This is a genomic window from Aeromicrobium sp. JP4 (genome assembly GCF_054957925.1).
This window is the reverse complement of record NZ_CM143290.1, coordinates 145,358-165,961: the sequence shown is the minus strand read 5'-3', so window position 1 is coordinate 165,961 and position 20,604 is coordinate 145,358. Positions and strand designations below refer to the sequence as shown.

The 20,604-nt window shown below is 71.2% G+C and carries 24 protein-coding genes and 1 pseudogene; 5 read left to right on the top strand and 20 right to left on the bottom strand.

The window, feature by feature from the left end:
• The first annotated feature begins 4 nt into the window (after window positions 1-4).
• Window positions 5-364 (top strand): VOC family protein, encoded by a 360-nt coding sequence (locus ACY1JX_RS00840; protein WP_462564884.1) that lies wholly within the window; start codon window positions 5-7, stop codon window positions 362-364.
• On the opposite strand, the gene ACY1JX_RS00835 is transcribed toward ACY1JX_RS00840, so the two are convergent.
• From ACY1JX_RS00835 to ACY1JX_RS00805, 7 genes and pseudogenes are all read right to left on the bottom strand, one after another.
• A complete protein-coding gene (locus tag ACY1JX_RS00835) occupies window positions 361-1,533 on the bottom strand; it encodes an SGNH/GDSL hydrolase family protein (RefSeq protein ID WP_462564883.1) in 1,173 nt (390 codons plus the stop codon). The two genes, ACY1JX_RS00840 and ACY1JX_RS00835, sit on opposite strands and share 4 nt — an antisense overlap.
• Complete coding sequence (locus ACY1JX_RS00830) at window positions 1,530-2,126, bottom strand: TetR/AcrR family transcriptional regulator (protein ID WP_462564882.1); 597 nt, start codon at window positions 2,124-2,126, stop codon at window positions 1,530-1,532. The genes ACY1JX_RS00835 and ACY1JX_RS00830 overlap by 4 nt, the downstream gene beginning before the upstream one ends.
• Before the next feature lie 23 nt (window positions 2,127-2,149).
• A complete protein-coding gene (locus ACY1JX_RS00825; RefSeq protein ID WP_462565904.1) occupies window positions 2,150-2,434 on the bottom strand; it encodes a YciI family protein in 285 nt (94 codons plus the stop codon).
• Window positions 2,435-2,462: 28 nt separating this feature from the next.
• Window positions 2,463-2,732, bottom strand: coding sequence for an alpha/beta fold hydrolase (locus ACY1JX_RS00820; RefSeq protein WP_462565903.1), 270 nt, complete (start codon window positions 2,730-2,732; stop codon window positions 2,463-2,465).
• 119 nt (window positions 2,733-2,851) lie between these two features.
• A pseudogene (locus ACY1JX_RS00815) lies at window positions 2,852-3,187 on the bottom strand (alpha/beta fold hydrolase); the annotation flags it as partial.
• A 31-nt stretch (window positions 3,188-3,218) separates the two neighbouring features.
• The gene (locus ACY1JX_RS00810) at window positions 3,219-3,458 is read right to left on the bottom strand and encodes a hypothetical protein (RefSeq protein ID WP_462564881.1); all 240 of its coding nucleotides are present in this window, start codon (window positions 3,456-3,458) and stop codon (window positions 3,219-3,221) included.
• Between the two features lie 135 nt (window positions 3,459-3,593).
• Entirely contained in the window at window positions 3,594-4,535 is a 942-nt protein-coding gene (locus tag ACY1JX_RS00805; protein ID WP_462564880.1) for a hypothetical protein, read from the bottom strand.
• Window positions 4,536-4,620: 85 nt separating this feature from the next.
• Here ACY1JX_RS00805 and ACY1JX_RS00800 point away from each other — a divergent pair, with 85 nt between their 5' ends.
• The 4 genes from ACY1JX_RS00800 to efeB are packed head-to-tail and all read left to right on the top strand — an operon-like array spanning window position 4,621 to window position 9,196.
• Entirely contained in the window at window positions 4,621-5,871 is a 1,251-nt protein-coding gene (locus ACY1JX_RS00800) for an HNH endonuclease signature motif containing protein (RefSeq protein ID WP_462564879.1), read from the top strand.
• Window positions 5,872-5,886: 15 nt separating this feature from the next.
• Window positions 5,887-6,744: an iron uptake transporter permease EfeU gene (efeU, locus tag ACY1JX_RS00795; protein WP_462564878.1), complete on the top strand. Its 858-nt coding sequence runs from the start codon at window positions 5,887-5,889 to the stop codon at window positions 6,742-6,744.
• A complete protein-coding gene (gene efeO, locus ACY1JX_RS00790; RefSeq protein ID WP_462564877.1) occupies window positions 6,741-7,952 on the top strand; it encodes an iron uptake system protein EfeO in 1,212 nt (403 codons plus the stop codon). The genes efeU and efeO overlap by 4 nt, the downstream gene beginning before the upstream one ends.
• On the top strand, window positions 7,949-9,196 hold the full coding sequence (gene efeB / locus ACY1JX_RS00785) for an iron uptake transporter deferrochelatase/peroxidase subunit (protein ID WP_462564876.1): 1,248 nt from the start codon (window positions 7,949-7,951) through the stop codon (window positions 9,194-9,196). Before efeO ends, efeB begins: the two co-directional genes overlap by 4 nt.
• On the opposite strand, the gene nusB is transcribed toward efeB, so the two are convergent.
• From nusB to ACY1JX_RS00720, 13 genes are read right to left on the bottom strand one after another with little or no spacing between them, the layout of a single operon-like run.
• A complete protein-coding gene (gene nusB, locus ACY1JX_RS00780; protein ID WP_462564875.1) occupies window positions 9,128-9,640 on the bottom strand; it encodes a transcription antitermination factor NusB in 513 nt (170 codons plus the stop codon). The two genes, efeB and nusB, sit on opposite strands and share 69 nt — an antisense overlap.
• On the bottom strand, window positions 9,640-10,206 hold the full coding sequence (gene efp / locus ACY1JX_RS00775) for an elongation factor P (RefSeq protein WP_241733185.1): 567 nt from the start codon (window positions 10,204-10,206) through the stop codon (window positions 9,640-9,642). Before efp ends, nusB begins: the two co-directional genes overlap by 1 nt.
• Complete coding sequence (locus ACY1JX_RS00770) at window positions 10,203-11,276, bottom strand: M24 family metallopeptidase (RefSeq protein WP_462564874.1); 1,074 nt, start codon at window positions 11,274-11,276, stop codon at window positions 10,203-10,205. The genes efp and ACY1JX_RS00770 overlap by 4 nt, the downstream gene beginning before the upstream one ends.
• Window positions 11,269-12,351, bottom strand: a complete 1,083-nt coding sequence (gene aroB / locus ACY1JX_RS00765) for a 3-dehydroquinate synthase (protein ID WP_462564873.1) — start codon at window positions 12,349-12,351, stop codon at window positions 11,269-11,271. The genes ACY1JX_RS00770 and aroB overlap by 8 nt, the downstream gene beginning before the upstream one ends.
• Complete coding sequence (locus ACY1JX_RS00760; protein ID WP_462564872.1) at window positions 12,348-12,860, bottom strand: shikimate kinase; 513 nt, start codon at window positions 12,858-12,860, stop codon at window positions 12,348-12,350. The genes aroB and ACY1JX_RS00760 overlap by 4 nt, the downstream gene beginning before the upstream one ends.
• Window positions 12,857-14,035: a chorismate synthase gene (gene aroC, locus ACY1JX_RS00755; protein WP_286928430.1), complete on the bottom strand. Its 1,179-nt coding sequence runs from the start codon at window positions 14,033-14,035 to the stop codon at window positions 12,857-12,859. Before aroC ends, ACY1JX_RS00760 begins: the two co-directional genes overlap by 4 nt.
• Window positions 14,036-14,072: 37 nt before the next feature.
• Window positions 14,073-14,729 carry a prepilin peptidase gene (locus ACY1JX_RS00750; RefSeq protein ID WP_462564871.1) on the bottom strand — a complete coding sequence of 219 codons (657 nt, stop codon included), beginning with the start codon at window positions 14,727-14,729 and terminating at the stop codon, window positions 14,073-14,075.
• 10 nt (window positions 14,730-14,739) lie between these two features.
• Window positions 14,740-15,543 carry a shikimate dehydrogenase family protein gene (locus ACY1JX_RS00745; RefSeq protein ID WP_462564870.1) on the bottom strand — a complete coding sequence of 268 codons (804 nt, stop codon included), beginning with the start codon at window positions 15,541-15,543 and terminating at the stop codon, window positions 14,740-14,742.
• Between the two features lies 1 nt (window position 15,544).
• Window positions 15,545-16,684, bottom strand: coding sequence for an endolytic transglycosylase MltG (mltG, locus tag ACY1JX_RS00740; protein WP_181755992.1), 1,140 nt, complete (start codon window positions 16,682-16,684; stop codon window positions 15,545-15,547).
• Window positions 16,681-17,160, bottom strand: coding sequence for a Holliday junction resolvase RuvX (gene ruvX / locus ACY1JX_RS00735; RefSeq protein WP_462564869.1), 480 nt, complete (start codon window positions 17,158-17,160; stop codon window positions 16,681-16,683). The genes mltG and ruvX overlap by 4 nt, the downstream gene beginning before the upstream one ends.
• On the bottom strand, window positions 17,157-19,814 hold the full coding sequence (gene alaS, locus ACY1JX_RS00730; protein ID WP_462564868.1) for an alanine--tRNA ligase: 2,658 nt from the start codon (window positions 19,812-19,814) through the stop codon (window positions 17,157-17,159). Before alaS ends, ruvX begins: the two co-directional genes overlap by 4 nt.
• Window positions 19,814-20,083 (bottom strand): DUF6167 family protein, encoded by a 270-nt coding sequence (locus ACY1JX_RS00725; RefSeq protein WP_181755995.1) that lies wholly within the window; start codon window positions 20,081-20,083, stop codon window positions 19,814-19,816. Before ACY1JX_RS00725 ends, alaS begins: the two co-directional genes overlap by 1 nt.
• Complete coding sequence (locus ACY1JX_RS00720) at window positions 20,080-20,604, bottom strand: hypothetical protein (protein ID WP_462564867.1); 525 nt, start codon at window positions 20,602-20,604, stop codon at window positions 20,080-20,082. Before ACY1JX_RS00720 ends, ACY1JX_RS00725 begins: the two co-directional genes overlap by 4 nt.

The following is a 20,604-nucleotide window of genomic DNA, read 5'->3' as shown; positions in this document are numbered from 1 at the left end:
ACCCATGGCGGGATCAATCACGCACATGATCGCCGGAGTGCCGGTGTCCGACCTCGACGCCTCGCTCGACTGGTACCGGCGGCTCTTCGGTCGCGAGCCGGACTTCCGCGCCGGCGACGAGATCCTCTGGGACATCGAGGAGCACGCGACGCTCTTCATCGAGCCGGGTCCCGAGCGCGCCGGCGCCGGCCGCGTCACCTTCGGCGTCTCCAGCCTCGACGACCTGCTGGAGCGCCTCGCAGCCGCCGGGATCGGGCACGGCGAGATCGAGACCTACGGCAACGGGGTGCGCCACGTGATGGTGCGCGACCCGGACGGCAACGCGCTGGCGTTCGCCGAGATGCCGCCCGAGGACGCGTCCTAGTCCGAGCCGAAGACGCCGCCCGCGGCGAAAGCGAGCTTCGCGAAGCGCTCCCCCATGAGGCGGTGGGTGTCGGCGCTGGGGTGGAGGGCGTCCGGCAGCGGGTCGGTCTCGAAGTCGGCCTCGCCGTAGAGCTCGCGCCCGTCGAGCAGGTACAGGTGCGGATCGTCGACCCGGCGCGACTCCACGACCTGTGCCATCTGCTCGCGGATCACGCGCAGCGTGAGCTTGCCGAACGCGACGTCGGCCGGGTCGCCGCCGGCCTTGAACCGGACGTCGTCGGTGCCGAGGGTCGCTGGGTCGACGAGGCCGGGTCCCGGGGTGTCCTCGTGGATCGGGCACAGGATCGGCGAGACGAGCAGCAGGGGCGTCTCGGGGTGGCCGTCGCGGATGGTGTCGAGGAAGCCGTGCAGCGCCGCGACGAACCCTCGGACGCGCATGAGGTCGGCGTTGACGAGGTTGATCCCCATCTTGACGCTGATCACGTCGGCCGGGAGGTCGCGCATCGTGCGGGCGGTGGCCGGGTCGAGCAGGGCACTGCCGCCGAAGCCGAGGTTCACCAGGTCCACTCCCCCGGCGGTTGCCGCGACGGCGGGCCAGGTCCCGGTGGGGCGCACGGCGGCGGAGCCGTGGCTGATGGAGCTGCCGTGGTGCAGCCACACCCTCCGGTCGGCCGCCTGCACGGGGTCTGCCGGTGCGTCCGCCCGGAGTGCGACGACCTCGGTCAGCTCGTTGTGCGGGAGCCAGATCTCGACCGTCTTCTCCGTCGCCGGCAGGCCCTCGAAGGTCACGGTGCCGGGCTCTCCGTGGGTCACCTCGCGTCCGCCGGTGCTCATGTCGATGGTGAGCACGTCTCCCCCGCCGACCGATCCTTGCCCGGCCGGCACGCCGTCGACGAGCAGCTCGTAGACGCCGAGCGGGCGCGGCGGCGCCCCGACGTAGGCCACGCGGGTCGGCTGGGCCGTGATCGCGATCGTCGTGGCCGCCGTGCGCATCACGAGGCGCACGCCGGAGGGCTGGGCCTCGGCCATGAGGAGCTGCGGGTCGGGCAGCTGTCGCCGGGCCCACGCCGGCAGCCGGTGCGGCTGCACGCCGCGCGCCGTCGGCTCGAGCTCGACCGCGCCGCGGAACAGCTCCTCGGTCAGAGGGACGTCATGGAGAGTTGGGTTCATCGTGAGGTGTCCTGGTCGGGTGCGGCCTTGACGGGCCAGTGGGTGAGGGCGCTGTCGAGCGCCTGGGTCATGCGGAGCCACGAGTCCTCGGGGTCGGGCTCGGAGTGGTCGAAGCCGCCGTTCACGTGCAGGCGCACGAAGCCGTTGACGGTGCTGCCGATGAGGCGCACGGCGTGCGTCTGCTCGTCCTCCGGCAGCCCGTACGCACGGACGACGCCGAGCATCAGGGCGCCGACGCGCGCACCCGCCGGAGCGGCCTCCGGCGCGGTGATGCGGACCTGCGTCGCCTCCCACCGCCCAGGGTGCTCCAGCGCGTAGCCGCGCACCGTGTCGACGAGCGCACCGAGCGCGTCCCGACCGGCACGCCCGGCGAGCGCGAGGGCCAGCCGGTCGCCGAGCTCGGCGAGGGCCAGCGTGCTGACGCGACCGCGCAGGTCGTCGGCGCCGTCGAGGTGGAAGTACACGCTCGCGGGCTTGACCCCCACGCGCCGCGCGACCTCGGAGACGCTGAGCCGCTCGAAGCCGAGCTCGTCTGCGATGGCCGCAGCCGTAGTGGCGAGCGACTCTGCGGTGAGGATGGGGCGGGCAGCCATGCGAAACTACTTCCTATAGGTGTTCACCTACATCCTATAGGTTGCCCACGGAGTGACGCTCCCCGACCGTCCGCTTTGCCCGGGTCGCACCTGAAGATCGACATCCCCCGGAACGACGGGTCCGACTGCTCCAGGAAGGGTCCGTTCGCGACGAGGACGCCGCGGCGCCCCAGCTCGGCGCGATACGCGAGGTGGCGCTCCTGGAGGGCCTCGAGCTCGTCCTCGGGCAGCTCCGGCGCGTCGACGGGCCTGCGCAGGATCACCACGGCGTAGGCGTCGAAGGCGCCAGGAACGTCGCCGGCCGTCACGGGGACACCCGGGCCAGCCACTGACGGATCAGCGCGCCCAGCAGCTCGGGCTGCTCGTGCGGAGCGCGTGACCCGCGTCGTCAACGACGGCGAGCGTCGCGCGCGGATGGACGCCGAGCAGCTCGACCGCACCCGCGTACCCCACCGTCGAGTCCAGCCGCCCGGCCACGACCAGGGTCGGTCCGGGGTACGGCACCGCGGCCAGCGAGAGTCCCCAGTTCTCGCCGATGCACTCCATCGCCGCCTCGTCGACGAGCGCCGCCGAGGGCGCGACGAACCTCTCGTACCGCTCGAGCATCTGCGGTGTCTGGACCACGAAGTAGTCGCGGAAGACGGCGTCGCCGAGACCCCCGGGCCGGCGACCACCCGGTGCTCAGGCACGTTGTGGTCGCCCGTCAGCACGGGGCACACCAAGGCCAGCCCGGCCACCTGCTCGGGCACTCGCGCGGCCATCCCCCGCGCGAGGTACGCACCCCACGAGTGGCCGAGGAGCAGGAACGGCTCGCGCCCGCACTCGGCGTGCACGAAGTCCAGCATCAGGTGCAGGACGTCGTCGGACGACCGCAGCGACTCCGGCGCGGGCGAGCGTCCCATGCCCGGCAGGTCGGGATACACGCGGCGCAGCCCGTCGACCTGCCCGAGGATCGGCTCGAAGCACGCCTCCGGCTCGCGGTGGTCGACCCCGGCGCCGTGCAGCACGACCACCGGGCGACCCTGCCCGTGACGGAGGACGTGTAGTGCTGCGGGCTCCATCCTCGCAACGTAGTCCCCCGCGATGCCGGAGTCAGCCCATCTTGTCGACCCAGCGCACGAGCAGGCCGTGCTTGTCGACGTCGTGGTAAGCCGGCGGGCCCGGCACGGGGTCGTCACGCAGGCACGCGATGACCTCGGCCGGGCCGTGCAGGTGCTCCTCGACGGCGGTGGTCCAGTGCACGTCCGGGGCGAGGCTCCGCTCCAGCCGCACCCAGTCGCGGCGCTCGATCAGGCTCAGGATGTTGCCGACGGCAGGGACGAACTCAGCCACGGGTCTCCAGGTCCGGCGCCGCCTGCTGCAGCGCCCACTCGAGGGCACGGTCGGCCACAGCCTCCCAGCCCGGGAGCGGACCAGTCCAGTGGACGCGCTCGTGGCTTCCCGGAGTTCGCCCGACATCAGAGCCGATCAGTCGGTAACGCTGGCCGGTCGCGCGTCGCGCCACGCCGTGATGTGGTCACGAAGCGTCGCGAAGAGCCGTTCGTCGGTGACTCCGGACGCATTCAGGGTCCACGTCCAGCCGTCGGCCGTCGTCCACTCCGTCAGCGCAGTTCGATGTTCCTCAGGATCGCGGGACGCCTGTCCGGTGACGCCGACGGAGCAATAAGCCTCGAAGTCGATCATGACGACGTCAGGGTCGAAGGAGCGCACCTCGACCGTCAACGGCACCTCCGCGGTCACGTGGGGCAGATCGAGCTCCTCTGCCAGCCTCTCGCCGCGGAGCGCCGCCTCCCGGAACTGCTCACGCGCCGAGGGAGGAACGTCGCCGACCAGCTCGTCGCCCACCCCCACGTAGCCGAACCACCGAGGTTCTGTCGTGGAGCCGTCCCAGCGCCACTGCTCCTCGTCGATCGAGTCGAGCACCTCCAGGTCGGTCCACCGAAGGACGGAGGAACGGGCCTCGGTCATCTCCAAGGGCATTCCCGTGACGGCGTCCAGCACGAGGTGCAGGGGGAAATCGTCGTGGTACGTGTGATCCAACGTGACGGAGACGGTCGCGCGACCGAACCTCTCACCGCGCTCGACGGGCCCGTCCGCCCGCCGTTCGCTCAGCTCCAGGTCACGGAGGCTGGGGCCGGCCAGTCGGTGCCACGGCGCATCCTCGTCGTGGAGACCGAAGGCCTCAGCGCTCATCGAGAAGGGACGGTCCGAGCCTTCGGAGAAGCTGAGCAGGCGCTCGCCGTCGCAGATCATCTGCAGCCGGCCTTCCGGCGTCTCCACCCTCACCCGCTCGGCATGCTTCCAGACGCGATGCCGCCGACCGCCGATCACCACGGTGCCGACGATCGGCGGCTCTGACGGGACCCCGCATGCGAGACGTACCAGCATCTCGACGACCTCTTCGTTCACAGCGTCAACCTAGTGTTCGCGCTTCCCTCGCACAGGACTTTCCGCGCTCTCGGTTTCTGTCGGTGGGGCCCACTAGGTTGGGTCCATGAGTTGGAACCGGGCGATCGTGACGGGCGACGCCGTGCGTCGCGCCCGGGCGATCGCCGAGTTCGAGGAGTGGGATTTCATCGCCTCATTCCACGCCAAACGGGTGGCCGACATCGATCGCACGGACGACATCCTGCTGTCGAAGGACCTGGCGCGGCGCGAGGTCACCCTCGAGCTGGCTCAGGCGCTGCACGTCACCGAACGCCAGGTGTGGGCGATGGTCAGCGAGGCCACGGTGGTCCGTGAACGAGTGCCTGCGGTCTGGTCGGCATTCCGATCGGGCGACATCGACGGAGTCTGCATGTCCGCGATCGCCGACACCGCCGAGCGCCTGGAGACCCCGGAGGCCTGGGCGGCGCTCGAGGCCTCCGCTCCCGACTACGCCTCCACCCACACGATCGCCGAGCTGCGGGCCTGGCTGCGGCGGCTGCGCGCCCGGCTCGAGCCCGAGCAGGTCCGCGAGGAGACGGATCGGGCGGTCGAGGAGCGCCGCGTCTCGATCAGCCACAACAGCGACGGCACGTCGTGGCTCAACGCCCTCCTGCCCACGGGGGTCGCCATCGCCGTCGGCGACCGGCTGCGTCGCGCTGCGAGGGCTTTGCCGTCAATGGACCGGGAGTCCGGCGAGAAGGACCGACGCACGCGCGAGCAGAAGCAGGCCGACCTCGTGGCGCACTGGCTCACGTCCTGCACCGGCACCAGCACCGACATCCGCGCCGAGATCGCGATCAGTATTTCGGCCACCGACCTCATCGGCCTGACCGACGGCCCCGGACTGACTCTCGACGGCGAGCCGGTCGGCAGCGCGTGGGCCCGCGAGCTCGCCCAGTCCGAGCATGCCGTGCTCAGACGTCTGGTCCTCGACCCGGTGGGCGAGGTCCTCGACACCACGGTCCTGAAGTACCGGCCGCCCGAATCACTGAGACAAGCGCTCCGCTGGCGCGACGGCACCTGCCGGGTCGCCGGCTGCCGCGCCCCGGTCCACGAGACCGACGTCGACCACGCGAAGGCCTACGACAGCGGCGGCGCGACCAGCGGATCCAACCTCAGGTGCCTGTGCAGGAAGCACCACAACATGAAGTCCCACGGTCACCTCGACGACCGGTACCTCGACACGCCCGTGCGGCACCTCGAGCGCTACCAGATCCCCCCGCGGCGGCCACGTGGCTTACTACACACCGCCCGCGTCGACGCACGGCCGACGCAGGAGTACCTTGGTGAGGCTGACCTAACACCGGGTCGGCCCTGAAGCTGAAAGTCGCTGATGCTCGGTACCTTCCTGATCGGTCTTCGCGAGGGCCTCGAGGCCGCGCTGATCGTCGGCATCCTCATCGCCTACGTCCGAAAGATCGGCCGTGACGACGTGGTGCCACGCATCTGGGCCGGCGTCGCCATGGCCGTGGCGCTGTCGCTCGGACTCGGCGCTCTGCTCACCTTCGGCACCTACGGCCTGACGTTCGAGGCCCAGGAGATCATCGGCGGCACGCTGTCGATCGTGGCCGTCGGGCTCGTCACGTGGATGATCTTCTGGATGGCACGCACCGCGCGCGGCCTGAAGGGCGAGCTCGAGCAGCAGGTCGACTCCCGGCTGGACGGGCCGGGATGGGGGCTCGTGGCCGTCGGCTTCCTCGCGGTCGCCCGCGAAGGCCTCGAGACCGCGCTCTTCCTGTGGAGCGCCGTCCGCTCCACCGATGACACTCCCCTGGCCTGGGTCGGCGCGGTGCTCGGCCTGGCCACGGCGGTTGCCATCGGCTGGCTGATCTACCGCGGCATCGTCCGCATCAACCTCGGCACCTTCTTCACCTGGACGGGAGCCCTGCTGATCGTGGTGGCCGCCGGAGTCCTCGCCTACGGCATCCACGACCTCCAGGAGGCCGGTGTGCTTCCCGGACCGTGGACGCAGGGCGAGTCCGCGTGGGCGTTCCGGCTCAGCGACACGATCGACCCGTCCGGACTCCCGGCCGCCCTGCTCAAGGGCACGATCGGCTTCTCCCCCGACATGACCAAGCTCGAACTCGCCGTCTGGGCGACGTACCTCGCCGTCGTCGGCTTCGCGTACGCACGCGTCGTCCGGCGACCCACCCCGACCCGACCCGTCACGACCGAAGGAACTCCCGCATGAACCGTCGCTCCCGCTCCACCGTGCTGGCCGTCGCCCTCACCGCGACGCTCGGCCTGAGCGCCTGCGTCAAGAACTCCGACTCCGACTCCGCCGCGATCAAGGTCTCCAGCACCGCCGACGGGTGCGAGGTGTCCGAGGTCGAGGCCGGCAGCGGCACCATCACGTTCGACGTCGCGAACGACGGGGACAAGATCACCGAGTTCTACCTGCTCGACAGTGACAAGCTGCGGATCATCGGCGAGGTCGAGAACATCGCGCCGGGCACCTCGCGCAACCTCACCGTCCAGGCGCAGCCCGGCGACTACTTCACCGAGTGCAAGCCCGGCATGGTGGGCGACGGTGTCGGGAACGCGCAGTTCACCGTCACCGGTGACGACGTTGAGGTCGACCAGGACCAGCAGAAGGCGATCGACGCCGCCGTCGCCTCGTACACCGCCTACACGAAGGACCAGGTGGGCGAGCTCGTCACGAACGTCGACGACTTCGTCGACGCGTACACCTCCGGCGACGACGAGACCGCGCGCCGGCTCTTCCCGATCACGCGCATCAACTACGAGCGCATCGAGCCCACCGCCGAGCAGTTCGGCGACCTCGACCCCAAGATCGACTACCGCAAGCCCGGGGCCGAGGCCGAGAACCTGCCCTTCACCGGCTTCCACCGCATCGAGATGGACCTGTGGCTCGACGAGGCGCGCAAGAACTACCCCGACGAGAAGCTGGCGGCGCTCGACGAGGCCGGCCGCGCCGAGCTGGGTGCCCAGCTGAAGACCGACATCCAGGCGCTCTACGACAAGGTCCACTCCGACGACTTCGTCCTGACGATCGGCGACATCACCAACGGCGCCATCGGCCTGCTCGACGAGGTCGCCGCGCCCGACGGCAAGCTGCCCGGCGAGGAGGACGAGTTCAGCCACACCGACCTGTACGACTTCTACGCCAACGTGGAGGGCGCCAAGGTGGCCTACGCCTCGGTCCGCGGAATCGCCGAGAGCAAGGGCGCCGACGGTGAGCAGCTCGTGAGCAGCCTCGACGAGCAGTTCGGGTCGATGTTCGCCCTGCTCGAGACCCACGGCGACTACGACGAGGGCTTCGTCTCGTACGACACGGTCGAGCAGCCGCAGCGCAACGAGCTCGGCGCCCAGCTCAACGCCCTCAGCGAGCCGCTGTCGCAGCTGACGCACACCGTCCTCGGGGTCTCCTCGTCGTGACCGGGCCTCGCCTGTCCCGGCGCTCCGCCCTGGGCCTGCTCGGTGCCGCCGGAGCCGCAGGAGCCGTCGGGGTGGCCGGCGGCTTCGCTGCGGGAGCCGCGCAGGACAGCACCGCCAGCGGCACCGACCTCGCCGTCCCGTTCCACGGCAAGCACCAGGCCGGGATCGCCACGACGGTGCAGCAGCACCTGTACTTCGCGTCGTTCGACATGACGTCCACGGCCGATCGCGAGGACCTCCAGGCCCTCCTGGCCGACTGGACCGACGCGGCCGCGCGGATGACCACGGGCCGCGAGGTCACCCCCGAAGGCGCCGTCGGGGGTGGGCCGTACAAGCCGCCGGACGACACCGGTGAGGCGCTCGACCTGGCCGCCAACGCGCTGACGATCACGTTCGGGTTCGGCCCGACGCTGTTCGACGAGCGGTTCGGGCTCGCCGGCCGCCGGCCGGAGGAGCTCGTCGAGCTGCCGTCCTTCGCGTTCGACCTGCTCGAGGACCGATTCAGCGGGGGCGACCTGTGCATCCAGGCGTGCGCGAACGACCCGCAGGTCGCCGTGCACGCGATCCGCAACCTCTCGCGCATCGCCTTCGGCCGGGCCCAGGTGCGGTGGACCCAGCTCGGCTACGGCCGCACGTCCACCACCTCCAAGACGCAGTCCACCCCTCGGAACCTGTTCGGGTTCAAGGACGGCACGGCCAACATCTTCGGCGACGACACGTCCGACCTGGCGGCGTCGGTGTGGACCGACGGCTCCGACCAGTCGTGGATGGCCGGCGGCACCTACCTCGTGGCTCGTAAGATCCAGATGCTGATCGAGTCCTGGGACCGGGTGCGGCTGGAGGAGCAGGAGGCCATCATCGGCCGCGACAAGGGGCAGGGAGCTCCCTTGTCGGGCGGCACGGAGTTCACCGAGCCCGACTTCGACGTGGTCTCCACGAAGGCCGGCGGGCCGGCGATCCCCGAGACGGCACACGTGCGCCTGGCTCATCCCGACCGGAACGGCGGGGCACGGCTGCTGCGCCGCGGCTACAACTACGTCGAGGGCAACAACGACCTCGGTCAGCTGAACGCCGGGTTGTTCTTCCTGGCGTTCAGCCGCTCACCGCAGCAGTTCATCACGATCCAGAGGTCGCTGGCCGGGGATGCGCTCAACGAGTACATCCGCCACATCGGGTCAGCGCTCTTCGCCGTCCCCGGGGGCGTCCGTCCCGGTGGGTCCGTCGGCGACGGCCTCTTCACCTGACGGGTCCTCGATCTCGGGCTCGGGCTCTGGCTCGCCCAGCGTCAGGGTCGACTTGATCTGCGAGACCTTCGACAGCAGGCCGTTGACGAAGCGCGGCGACTCGTCGGTCGACAGCTCCTTCGCCAGCTCGACGGCCTCGCTGATCGCCACCGGGTCGGGCACGTCGTCGGCGTAGAGGATCTCGTAGACGCCGATCCGCAGCAGGTTGCGGTCCACGGCCGGCATGCGGTCGAGGGACCAGGCGTGCGAGTGCTCCTCCAGCAGCCCGTCGATCTGCCGGACGTGCGCCGCGACGCCCTCGACCAGCCCGACCGTGTAAGGGTTCACCGGCGGGTCGTTGGCCTCGAGCCGGTCGGCGAGGGTGCCGTCGGCGGACAGCCCGCGGGACTCGGACTCGAACAGGATGTCCAGGGCCCGCTTGCGGTACTTGGTGCGTGCAGCCATCAGGCCTTCACGCGACCGAGGTAGCTGCCGTCCCTGGTGTCGACCTTGACCTTCTCGCCCGAGCCGACGAACAGCGGCACCTGGATCTCCTTGCCGGTCTCCAGGCGGGCCGGCTTCGTGCCACCGCTGGAGCGGTCGCCCTGCAGGCCCGGATCCGTGTGCTCGATGACGAGCTCGACCGAGGCGGGCAGCTCGACGTAGAGCACGCGGCCCTCGTTCGTGGCCACGACGGCGTCCTGGTTCTCCAGCAGGTAGTCGACGGTGTTGCCCATGACCTCGGGCGTGACCTCGATCTGGTCGAACGTGGACGTGTCCATGAACACGAAGCTCGAGCCGTCGTTGTAGAGGTACTGCATGTCGCGCTTGTCGACGCTGGCCGTCTCGACCTTGGTGCCGGCGTTGAACGTGCGGTCGAGCGTCTTGCCCGACTCGACGTCCTTGAGCTTCGTGCGGACGAAGGCGGGGCCCTTGCCCGGCTTGACGTGCTGGAACTCGACGACAGCCAGCAGCCGTCCGTCGATCTTGAGCACCATGCCGTTCTTGAGGTCGTTCGTGGTTGCCATCAGTCGATCTCCAGGAGTTCTTTGGTCAGATCGGTGAGCACGTCGGGCTCACCGCCGTGGGCGGGGTCGGTGACGAGGACGGTGTCCTCGATGCGCACGCCCCCACGGCCCGGAAGGTAGATCCCCGGCTCCATCGTCAGGACGGTGCGGCTGGCAAGTCTACCCGTGTGGGACGACGCGATGAACGGGTCCTCGTGGATCTGCAGTCCGACGCCGTGCCCGAGGCCCGTCGTGAACGCGTCCAGCCAGCCCGAGGCCTCGAGCGATCCGCGCGCGGCGGTGTTCGCATCGGCCACCGGAACGCCGTCGCGGAGGCGGTCGAGACCGGCGGCCTGCGACTCGCGGACGGCGGCGTGGATCTCGCGCTGCCAGTCGGCCGCGGGGCCGAGGACGAAGGTGCGCGTGCAGTCGGCATGGTAGCCGTCGACGCGCGCACCGAAGTCGATCTTCAGCAGGTCGCCGCGGCGCAGCTCGCGGTCGGTGGGGTCGTGGTGCGGGATCGCCGTGTGCTCCCCCGCCGCCAGGATCGTCTCGAACGCCTTGTCCTCGGCGCCCAGCTCGAGCATCCGCCACTCGAGGTCGCGGGCGACCTCGCGCTCGGTACGGCCGACCAGCGGGCCGGCCACGAGCGCCTCCAGTGCCTCGCAGGAGATCTCGCAGGCGCGACGCAGGGCGGCGATCTCGCTGTCGTCCTTCGTCTCGCGGAGCCGCTCGACCACCCGGCCCGAGGACTCGGGACGGTCCAGCTGCTGCCACGAGTCCACGTCGAGCGAGTGCGTCTCGGCCACGAGGTCGGCCGGGGCGCGGCCCGCCGCGACCCCGAGGAGGTCGCGGGTCACGACGATCTCGATGTCGTCGTTCCCGGCGGCGGCGAGCTCGGCGGCGGACTGGTCGCGGTAGCGCCCGTCGGTGAGGAAGACCGCCTCGCCCTCGGCACGAACGAGGCAGGCACCGTTCGAGCCGGTGAACCCGGTCAGGTAGCGCACGTTGATCAGGTCGGACACGTACATCGCGACATGCCCGGACTCCGCGAGGAGGCCACGCAGCCGGTCGAGGCGGGTCGGCTCAGCCACGGACGGCCTCCCAGCTGGCACGCAGGACGTCCTCGTCCGGCCCGGCGAGGATCCGCGGGGACGCCAGCGCGTCCAGCACCACGAACCTCAGCTGGTCGCCGCGCGTCTTCTTGTCCAGGCGCATGCCGCTGAGCAGCTCCTCGAACGACGCTCCGTCGTAGCTCGTCGGCAGGCCCACGAGACCCAGCGTCGCACGGTGCCGGGCCACCAGCGCCTCGTCGATCAGGCCGGAGCGTTGCGCGAGCTCGGCGACGAACACCATGCCCACGCTGATCGCCTCGCCGTGGCGCATCGTGTACTTCTCGTGCCGCTCGATCGCGTGGCCGAGGGTGTGACCGTAGTTGAGCGCCTCGCGGCCGATCGAGCCGTCCGCGCCGGTCTCGCGCAGGTCGCCGGCCACGGTGCGGGCCTTGACCGCGATGCCGCGCGTGACGAGGTCGGCGAGCAGGTCGTCGGCGGGGTCCAGCGCGCGCTCGGGGGTCGCCTCCACGTCGTCCAGGATCGACGGGTCGGCGATGAAGCCGCACTTGACGACCTCGGCCAGTCCCCCACGCAGCTCGCGCTCGGGCAGCTCGGCGAGCGTGGCGAGGTCGCACAGCACGCCGACAGGCTCGTGGAACGCGCCGACCAGGTTCTTGCCGGCGGCGACGTTGATGCTGGTCTTGCCGCCGACGGCGGCGTCGACCATCCCGAGCACCGTGGTGGGCACCGTGACGAAGCGGACGCCGCGCAGCCAGCTGGCGGCGACGAAGCCCGCCAAGTCGGTCGTGGCCCCTCCCCCGACGCCGATCACGAGGTCGGAGCGGGTGAAGCCGCGCAGGCCCAGCTGGTCCCAGCAGTGCGCGAGGAACTCGACGGTCTTGGCGCGCTCGCCGTCGGGCGCCTCGATCAGCAGCACCTCGCGGCCGGGCAGGTGCTGCGCGAGCCCCTCGGCCACGCCCAGGACCGGGCCGGCGTGGATGATCGCCACGCGCAGGGCGTCCTCGGGCACGAGACTCTCGAGCTCAGCCATGACGCGGTGGCCGACCACGACCTCGTAGGGCTGAGCCGTCTCGACGGCGACGCGGCGGGTCATCGACCCAGCTCCTCGAGGACGCGGTCGACGACCTCGTCCGGGCTCAGGTCGTTCGTGTCGATCGTGAAGGTGGCGACCTCGTTGTAGAGCGGACGGCGCGCGTCCATGAGCTTCTTGAGCTGGCCGCGGATGTTGCCCATGAGCAGCGGTCGGCCGGAGTTCATGCCGACGCGGGCGGCGGCGTGCGCGAGCCCGACGTCGAGGTGGGCGACCGTGTGCTCCGCCAGCAGCGCGCGCGTGCCCTCGTCCATCACGGCGCCGCCACCGAGGGCGAGGACGCCGTCGTGGGTGCGCAGGGCCTCGGCCACCGCGGCGGCCTCGAGCTCGCGGAACACCGGCTCGCCGCGGCTGACGAAGATGTCCTGGACGGTCTCGCCCTCGTTCGCCTCGACGTCCTGGTCGGTGTCGCGGACCCGGACCCCGAGCCGGTCGGCGAGGAGCTCGGCGACCGTGGTCTTGCCCGCACCCGGCGGCCCGACCACGACGACGACCGGACGGGTCCCGGTCACCGGTGGCTCAGGTTCTCGAGGTAGGTGCGCACGTTGCGGGCGGTCTCGCCGACGGAGTCGCCGCCGAACTTCTCCAGCAGCGCGTCGGCCACGACGAGGGCGACCATCGCCTCGGCGACGATGCCGGCGGCCGGCACGGCGCAGACGTCGGAGCGCTGGTGGTGCGCCCGGGTCTCCTCGCCGGTGGCGACGTCGACGGTGCGCAGGGCGCGCGGCACGGTGGCGATCGGCTTCATGGCGGCGCGGACCCGCAGCAGCTCACCGGTGGTCATGCCGCCCTCGGTGCCGCCCGCGCGACCGGAGACGCGGCGGATGCCCTCGGAGGTCGGGACGATCTCGTCGTGCGCGAGGGAGCCGCGGGTTCGCGCCAGCTCGAAGCCGTCGCCCAGCTCGACGCCCTTGATCGCCTGGATGCCCATCAGGGCGGCGGCGAGGCGGCTGTCGAGGCGACGGTCCCACTGCGTGTGCGAGCCCAGGCCCGGCGGCAGCCCCTCGACGATGACCTCGACGACGCCACCGAGGGTGTCGCCGTCCTTGTGGGCCGCGTCGACCTCGGCCACCATCGCCTGCGACGTCTCGGGGTCGAAGCAGCGCAGCGGGTCGGCGTCGAGCCGCTCGACGTCGGCGTGGCTCGGCAGCACGCCCGCCGGCGCCTTGACGGTGCCCAGCTCGACGACGTGGCTGACGATCCGGGCACCCGTGGTCTGGGCGATGAACTGCGCGGCGATCTCGCCCAGGGCGACGCGGGCGGCGGTCTCGCGGGCGCTCGCGCGCTCGAGGATCGGCCGGGCCTCGTCGAAGTCGAACTTCTGCATGCCCGCGAGGTCGGCGTGCCCCGGGCGGGGACGCGTCAGCGGCGCGTTGCGCTTGAGCCCGGCGAGCGTCTCGGGATCGACCGGGTCGGCCGCCATGACCTGCTCCCACTTCGGCCACTCGCTGTTGCCGATGCGCATCGCGATCGGGCTGCCGAGGGTGCGTCCGTGGCGGATGCCGCCGATGATCTCCAGCTCGTCGGCCTCGAAGGCCATCCGGGCGCCGCGACCGTAGCCGAGACGGCGCCGCGCGAGGGCGGCCTGGATCTCCTTGCTCGTGACCTCCACACCGGCCGGGAGGCCGTCGAGGGTCGCGACGAGTGCGGGGCCGTGTGACTCACCGGCAGTCAACCAACGAAGCATGGGGCGATTCTCTCAGACCCCCGGCGCCCAGCCTCTGTCAGACCCAGAGTGCGGCGAACGCACCGAGCAGCAGGTACGGACCGAAGGCGATGGGGATCCGCTGCCCGATGCGGCCGCGCACGAGCACCAAGCCCACGACGGCACCGATGCACAGGCCGAAGAACACGCCGTAGTACGTGGCCACCAGACCCAGGGGGCCCAGCCCGACGCCGACCACGGCCGACAGCCGGACGTCGCCGTATCCCATGGGTCCGAGGACGGCGAGGAGGAAGTAGAAGCCGAACACCGCGAGGTTGCCGATCAGCGCGTGCAGCAGCACCGAGGCGTCCTGCATCCACAGCGCGCTCACGCCGATCAGCAGCCACGAGACGACGTACAGGCGCGAGACGATGAGGTACGGCAGCAGGTGCACCTTCCAGTCCACCCAGGCCAGCACGGGCGTGGCGGCCGCGATCGGGATCCACACCGGCAGCAGCCTCGGCTCCGAGATCGTCGCGGCGGCCACCGCTCCCAGCGCGGCCGCCGGAAGCGCCAGCCACAGTCCGAGCCGGGGCACGGCCGCCAGGTCGGCGTACGGGATCTTCGGCGGCATGTCGTCGTCGGGCTCCGCCACCGGCTCGGGGAGCCGCGCGAGCAGCAGCGGGGAGACCGCTGCCAGCAGACCGGCCAGCAGGGCACTCACGACGAGGGGCACGAGGTGCACCCTAACGGCTGGCGAGCGCCTCCATGGCCGCTGTCACCAGGACGGCCGGCTCCACCGTGTCGCCGGCCATGAGGTCCACCTGGAGCACCGCCTGGTGCGCCAGCAAGTCGAGTCCGGTGGCCAGCGAGCGGCCCTCGGAACGGGCCGATCGCATGAGCGCCGTGGGCCACGGGTCGTACACCGCGTCGAACACCGCGTTCGTCGCGCCGACGAACCCGTGCTCACGCCCGGCGAGCGACCCGTCCGGGACCGTGTTGACCAGGAGGTCGACCGACTCGAGCACCTCGACGTGCAGCGGGACCACCGTGACGGCCAGGCCGAGACCCTCGATGGTCCGGGCCGTGGAGGCCGCGCGGGCGGTGTCGCGGACCCGCAGCTCGACCTCGCGGGCGCCGAGACGCCGGCACGCCAGGGCCATGGACGCCGCCGTGGCGCCGGCACCGACGATCCGCACCGAGCGCAGGGAGCCGACGCCGATCTCGTGCAGCGCGCTCACCGCTCCGGGCACGTCGGTGTTGTGCGCGGACCAGCCCCCGTCGATGGCGACGAGGGTGTTCGCGACGCCGAGGGCCTCCACGTAGGCGTCGCGCTCCGCGGCCAGGCCGGCCGCCTCGCGCTTGAGCGGCGCGGTGACGGAGTAGCCGCGCCAGCCCTCGCGGTGCTCGGACACGAACTCGGTGAGCTCGCCGTCCTGCACGTCGAAGGCGCCGTAGCTCCAGTCGAGGCCGAGCTGGCGGTACGCCGCGCGGTGCATCGCCGGCGACAGCGAGTGCGAGATCGGCGAGCCGACGACGGCGCACCTCATGTCAGCCGCCGCACGAACCGGCGCCGTACTCAGCCTGGCAGTCGGAGTTGTGCTTGCCGAAGTCCTCGTTGTAGACCACCGAGCCGTCCTTCTTCGCGAAGAAGTACAGCCACGGACCGGTGGCCGGGTTGAGCGCAGCCTCGATCGAGGCCTCACCCGGCGAGCCGATCGGTCCCGGCGGCAGGCCCTGGTGCTGGTACGTGTTGTACAGCGACGGGTTGGCGCGCTCCTCGGCCGTGGTCCACACGTCGCCCTTGCGCTCGCTGACGTAGGACACGGTGGAGTCCAGCTGCAGGGGCATGCCCTGCTCGATGCGGTTGTAGAGCACGCGGGCGATCTTGGCGTAGTCCTCGGGCTTCTGGCCCTCGTACTCCAGGATGCTGGCCACCGTGAGGACCTCCTCGCCGGACAGGCCCAGCGCGGGCGCCCGGGTGCCGATGTCGAGGTCCTTCGCCACCTTGAGCGTCTGCTGCACCATGCGGGTCAGGACGGCCTTGGCGTCGTCACCCGGCTCGACGAAGTAGGTCTCGGGGTACAGGTAGCCCTCGGGGTTCCCGTTGGCGTAGTCGGGCAGGCCGATCGAGGCGGGGTCGTCGAGCGCGGCCTCGAGGTCCTTGGACTCCAGCTCGGTGTTCTTGGAGATGATCTCCACGATCTGGCCCACGCGCGCCCCCTCGGGCACCGTGAACTTCGCCTGGACGCGGGCCGACGGGTCGACCAGGGCAGCGAGTGCGGCCTCGGCGGACATCTGCTGGCGCAGCGTGTAGGTGCCGGGCTGGATCTGCTGGGCGCGCGCGTCGGTGAGGCTCAGCTGGTAGAACGCCTCGGACGACTTCACGACGTCCTGCTCGGCCAGGATCCGGGCGATCTGGACGCCGTTCGCGCCCGAGGGGATGGTCACCTCGGCCGTGCCGGTGCCGGATCCGGAGTAGTCCTCGGCGCCGCCCATCCGGTCCATGGCCTTGGTGACCACGACGTAGCCACCGATCAGGATCGCGATGACCGCGATCAGGGCGATCACGTTCTTCAGGCCCGACTTCTTCTTCGCCGGGGGCTCCTCCTTGCGACGCGAGCCCGGACGGTTGCGTCGGGGCTCCTCCTCGCCGGTCAGGATCTCCAGCCCGCCGTCACTCTCGCTCATCCGTCGTTTCCTTCCGTCGCCACGTCGACCACTTCGCCGGGCGCGCTTCCGCGCGCCTTCTCGGCGTCGATCGCCGACTGGAGAATCACCACGGCAGCCGCCTGGTCGATGACCGATCGTGACGATTTCGTCGTGCGCCCACTCGCGTGCAGCTGGGCCTGGCCCGCCACCGTCGAGAGTCGTTCATCGATCAACCGTACCGAAACACCTGGAAGCGCCGCTGCCAGAGCGGTCGCGTAGGCCCTCACCTTGACCGCGGCGGGGCCCTCGCGACCCGACATCCCGAGGGGCAGACCGACGACGACCTCGAGGGCCTCGTACTCCTCCACGAGCGCCACGAGGCGGGCGATCGAGCCCTCCCCCGCCTTGACGGTCTCGACCGGCGTGGCGATCAGTCCGTCGGGGTCGCACGACGCGACCCCGATGCGGGCGTCGCCGACATCGACCCCGAGGCGGCGTCCCCTGCGCCAGGTCATCCGCGCAGGGCGTCCCGGACGGCGGCGAAGGCCGCATCGATGCCACCGAGATCGGTGCCACCACCCTGGGCGACGTCGGCCTTGCCGCCACCGCGGCCACCGATCCGCTCGCCGACGGTGGCGATGAGCTGCTGGGCCGAGAGGCCTCGGTCGACGGCCTGCGGGTTGAGCGCGACGACCGCGGAGGGCTTGTCGCCCGCCGTGCCGATCACGACGACCACGGCCGGGCGGTCGGCGAGGCGACCCCGGATGTCGAGCGCGAGCTGGCGCACGTCGCCGCCACCGACGCCCTCGGCACGGTGTGCGACGAACGCGACGCCGTCGATGTCCTCCGCCGACTTCGCGACGTCACCGGCACCGGCCTGCAGCTGCGCCGTCCGGAACTTCTCGAGCTCCTTCTCGGTGGACTTCAGGCGCGAGACGAGGTCCTGCACGCGGGCGGGCAGGTCGTCGGCCTTGGCCTTGAGCACGTCGCTGAGCTGGAGCACGAGATCGCGCTCGCGGGCGAGGTACTGGAAGCCCTCGATGCCGGTGAGCGCCTCGATGCGGCGGTTGCCCGCGCCGACCGAGGAGTCCGAGGTCAGCACGACGGTGCCGATCTGGCTGGAGCGCTCGACGTGGGTGCCGCCGCAGAGCTCGCGCGACCAGGGCCCGCCGATCTCGATGACGCGCACCTCCTCGCCGTACGTCTCGCCGAACAGCGCGAGAGCACCGAACTCCCTGGCCTCGGGCAGGGTCATCCAGTGCTGCGAGACCTGCAGGTCCTCGCGCAGCGCCCGGTTCGAGACCTGCTCGACCTGGTGGAACTGCTCGGGGTCGAGCGCGCCGCCCCAGCCGAAGTCGAGGCGCAGGTAGCCGGGCCGGTTGTACGAGCCGGACTGCAGCGCCGTGGGGCCGAGCACCTCGCGCAGCGCCGCGTGCACGACGTGGGTGCCCGAGTGCGCCTGACGGGCGCCGATGCGCCACTCGTGGTCGACCTCGGCCGAGACCTCGGAGCCCGCGGTCAGCTCGCCCTGGACGACGCGCACCTGGTGCACGACGAGGCCGCGGATGGGCCGCTGGACGTCGAGCACCTCGGCGTGGCCACCGTCCCACCGCAGGACGCCGGCGTCAGCGTTCTGGCCGCCCGACTCGGCGTAGAAGCCGGTGCGGTCGAGCACGACCTCGCCGACCTGGCCCTCGGTGATGACGGGCACCGACTGGCCGCCCGAGAGCAGGGCCAGCGCCTTGGACTCGGTGATCAGGTTCGTGTACGCCACCCAGTCGGTGGGTCCGAATGCGTCGATCGTCTCGCGGTACACCGTGGTGTCCGCGTGCAGGCCCTTCTTGGACTTCGCGTCGGCCTTCGCCCGGGCCCGCTGCTCGGCCATGAGGGAGCGGAAGCCCTCCTGGTCGACCGAGAGGCCCTGCTCCTGTGCCATCTCCAGCGTGAGGTCGATCGGGAAGCCGTACGTGTCGTGCAGCTGGAAGGCCTGGCTGCCGCTGAGCACGCTGCCGCCGGACTGCTTCGTCTCGCCCGCGGCCACGTCGAAGATCTGGGTGCCCTTGTCGAGCGTCTGGCGGAACGCCTCCTCCTCGGCGTAGGCGATCTGGCTGATCCGGGCGAAGTCCGTCTCCAGCTCGGGGTAGGACGCCTTCATCCGCTCCATGCTCACCGGGAGCAGCTGGGGCAGCGCGGGATCCTCGTAACCGAGCAGGCGCATCGAACGCACGGCGCGGCGCAGCAGGCGGCGCAGCACGTAGCCGCGGCTCTCGTTGCCGGGCGTGACGCCGTCGCCGATGAGCATGAGGCTGCTGCGGACGTGGTCGGCGACCACGCGGAAGCGCACGTCGTCGGTGTGGTCGGCGCCGTAGCTGCGACCGGTGAGCTCAGCGGCCCGCTCGATGACCGGAAAGACCTCGTCGATCTCGTACAGGTTCTCCTTGCCCTGGAGCAGGTACGCGACGCGCTCCAGGCCCATGCCGGTGTCGATGTTCTGCTTCGGCAGCGGCTGGACGACGTCGAACTGGTCCTTGGCGGTGACGTTGGCGATCTCCTCCTGCATGAACACGAGGTTCCAGATCTCCAGGAAGCGGTCCTCGTCGGCCTCGGGGCCGCCGTCGGGTCCGTACTCGGGGCCGCGGTCGACGTAGATCTCCGAGCACGGGCCGCCCGGACCCTCGACGCCCATGTGCCAGTAGTTGTCGAGCAGGCCCCGGTCCTGGATCCGCTCGTCGGGCAGGCCGGCGACCTTCTTCCACAGCTCGCGCGCCTCGGTGTCGGTGTGCAGCACCGTGACCCAGATCTTCTCGGGGTCGAAGCCCAGGCCGCCGTCGTCGACCGACTTGGTGATCAGCTCCCACGCGAGCGTGATGGCGCCTTCCTTGAAGTAGTCGCCGAAGCTGAAGTTGCCGTTCATCTGGAAGAACGTGCCGTGACGGGTGGTCTTGCCGACCTCTTCGATGTCGAGCGTGCGCACGCACTTCTGCACGCTCGTGGCGCGGTCGAACGGCGGCGTCTCCTGGCCGAGGAAGTACGGCTTGAACGGCACCATGCCGGCGTTGACGAACAGCAGGTTCGGGTCGTCGAACAGCAGGGGGGCCGAGGGCACGACCGTGTGGCCGGCGTTCTCGAAGTGGGAGAGGAATCGGCGCCGGATCTCAGCGGTCTCCATCAGAGGGGGTCCTTTGGTTCGGGGGGTTCGGTGGGCTCGGTCAGCGCGAGCCGGGGTTCGTGGTCCAGCAGGTGGTGGCGCAGGTGATCCTCGCGGGCGTGCATCCCCTCGTGCATCTCCGCGCGGAAGGCCCGCACACCGGAGCCGAGGGCGGCGGCCTGGTCGATCAGGCCCGGCATCGAGAGCCGGTAGGCCGCTCGCTTGGCCTTGACGCTGGAGTACACGCCGGCCGCCGCTCCGGCGACGAACCAGGCGAGACGGGCGCTCATGAGCCCACCCAGCCCTGGCCGCCGGACGACGGGGGCGGACCGTTGGTGGCGCGAGCCGCCGCGCGGGCGGCCCGCTGGCGAGCTCGCCTCCTCGCGCGGTACTCGCGGCGCATCAGGCCCAGGATCCGGTCGCGGCTCTCGGGACGCAACGCGTGGGCGACGCCGCCGACGAGGATGTTCAGGCGCACCGACGGGCGCGTCATCGTGGCCGCGACGAGCTGGTCGTGGGTAGGCTGCACGATCACGCGGCCCTCGACGACCCGCACGACCTCGGTGGTCGGCTCGTCGCGCACGTCCAGCTCGGTTCGGTCCGCCTCGTCCCGCCCGACTTTTGTGACGCTGTTCGGCTCGAGCCCGGCCTCCCGGGCGACAGGTGTCACAAAAGTTGCTGGAGACGGAGCGGGCGCGGCCAAGTGCATGGCCCGCAGGCGGCGCACGGCGACGAGCGCGACCACGGCCGCGACCACTGCCACGACCGCCAGGACGGCGGTGGCGACGAGCATCGCGAGCTGCACGGACAT

What these genes read in the sequence shown, in the direction of transcription:
- ACY1JX_RS00840 (WP_462564884.1), top strand. Translation starts at nt 5, where the DNA reads ATGGCGGGATCAATCACGCACATGATCGCCGGAGTGCCGGTGTCCGAC.
- ACY1JX_RS00835 (WP_462564883.1), bottom strand. Translation starts at nt 1,533, where the DNA reads ATGAACCCAACTCTCCATGACGTCCCTCTGACCGAGGAGCTGTTCCGC.
- ACY1JX_RS00830 (WP_462564882.1), bottom strand. Translation starts at nt 2,126, where the DNA reads ATGGCTGCCCGCCCCATCCTCACCGCAGAGTCGCTCGCCACTACGGCT.
- ACY1JX_RS00820 (WP_462565903.1), bottom strand. Translation starts at nt 2,732, where the DNA reads ATGCTCGAGCGGTACGAGAGGTTCGTCGCGCCCTCGGCGGCGCTCGTC.
- ACY1JX_RS00800 (WP_462564879.1), top strand. Translation starts at nt 4,621, where the DNA reads ATGAGTTGGAACCGGGCGATCGTGACGGGCGACGCCGTGCGTCGCGCC.
- efeU (WP_462564878.1), top strand. Translation starts at nt 5,887, where the DNA reads ATGCTCGGTACCTTCCTGATCGGTCTTCGCGAGGGCCTCGAGGCCGCG.
- efeO (WP_462564877.1), top strand. Translation starts at nt 6,741, where the DNA reads ATGAACCGTCGCTCCCGCTCCACCGTGCTGGCCGTCGCCCTCACCGCG.
- nusB (WP_462564875.1), bottom strand. Translation starts at nt 9,640, where the DNA reads ATGGCTGCACGCACCAAGTACCGCAAGCGGGCCCTGGACATCCTGTTC.
- aroB (WP_462564873.1), bottom strand. Translation starts at nt 12,351, where the DNA reads ATGACCCGCCGCGTCGCCGTCGAGACGGCTCAGCCCTACGAGGTCGTG.
- aroC (WP_286928430.1), bottom strand. Translation starts at nt 14,035, where the DNA reads ATGCTTCGTTGGTTGACTGCCGGTGAGTCACACGGCCCCGCACTCGTC.
- ACY1JX_RS00745 (WP_462564870.1), bottom strand. Translation starts at nt 15,543, where the DNA reads ATGAGGTGCGCCGTCGTCGGCTCGCCGATCTCGCACTCGCTGTCGCCG.
- mltG (WP_181755992.1), bottom strand. Translation starts at nt 16,684, where the DNA reads ATGAGCGAGAGTGACGGCGGGCTGGAGATCCTGACCGGCGAGGAGGAG.
- ruvX (WP_462564869.1), bottom strand. Translation starts at nt 17,160, where the DNA reads ATGACCTGGCGCAGGGGACGCCGCCTCGGGGTCGATGTCGGCGACGCC.
- alaS (WP_462564868.1), bottom strand. Translation starts at nt 19,814, where the DNA reads ATGGAGACCGCTGAGATCCGGCGCCGATTCCTCTCCCACTTCGAGAAC.
- ACY1JX_RS00725 (WP_181755995.1), bottom strand. Translation starts at nt 20,083, where the DNA reads ATGAGCGCCCGTCTCGCCTGGTTCGTCGCCGGAGCGGCGGCCGGCGTG.
- ACY1JX_RS00720 (WP_462564867.1), bottom strand. Translation starts at nt 20,604, where the DNA reads ATGTCCGTGCAGCTCGCGATGCTCGTCGCCACCGCCGTCCTGGCGGTC.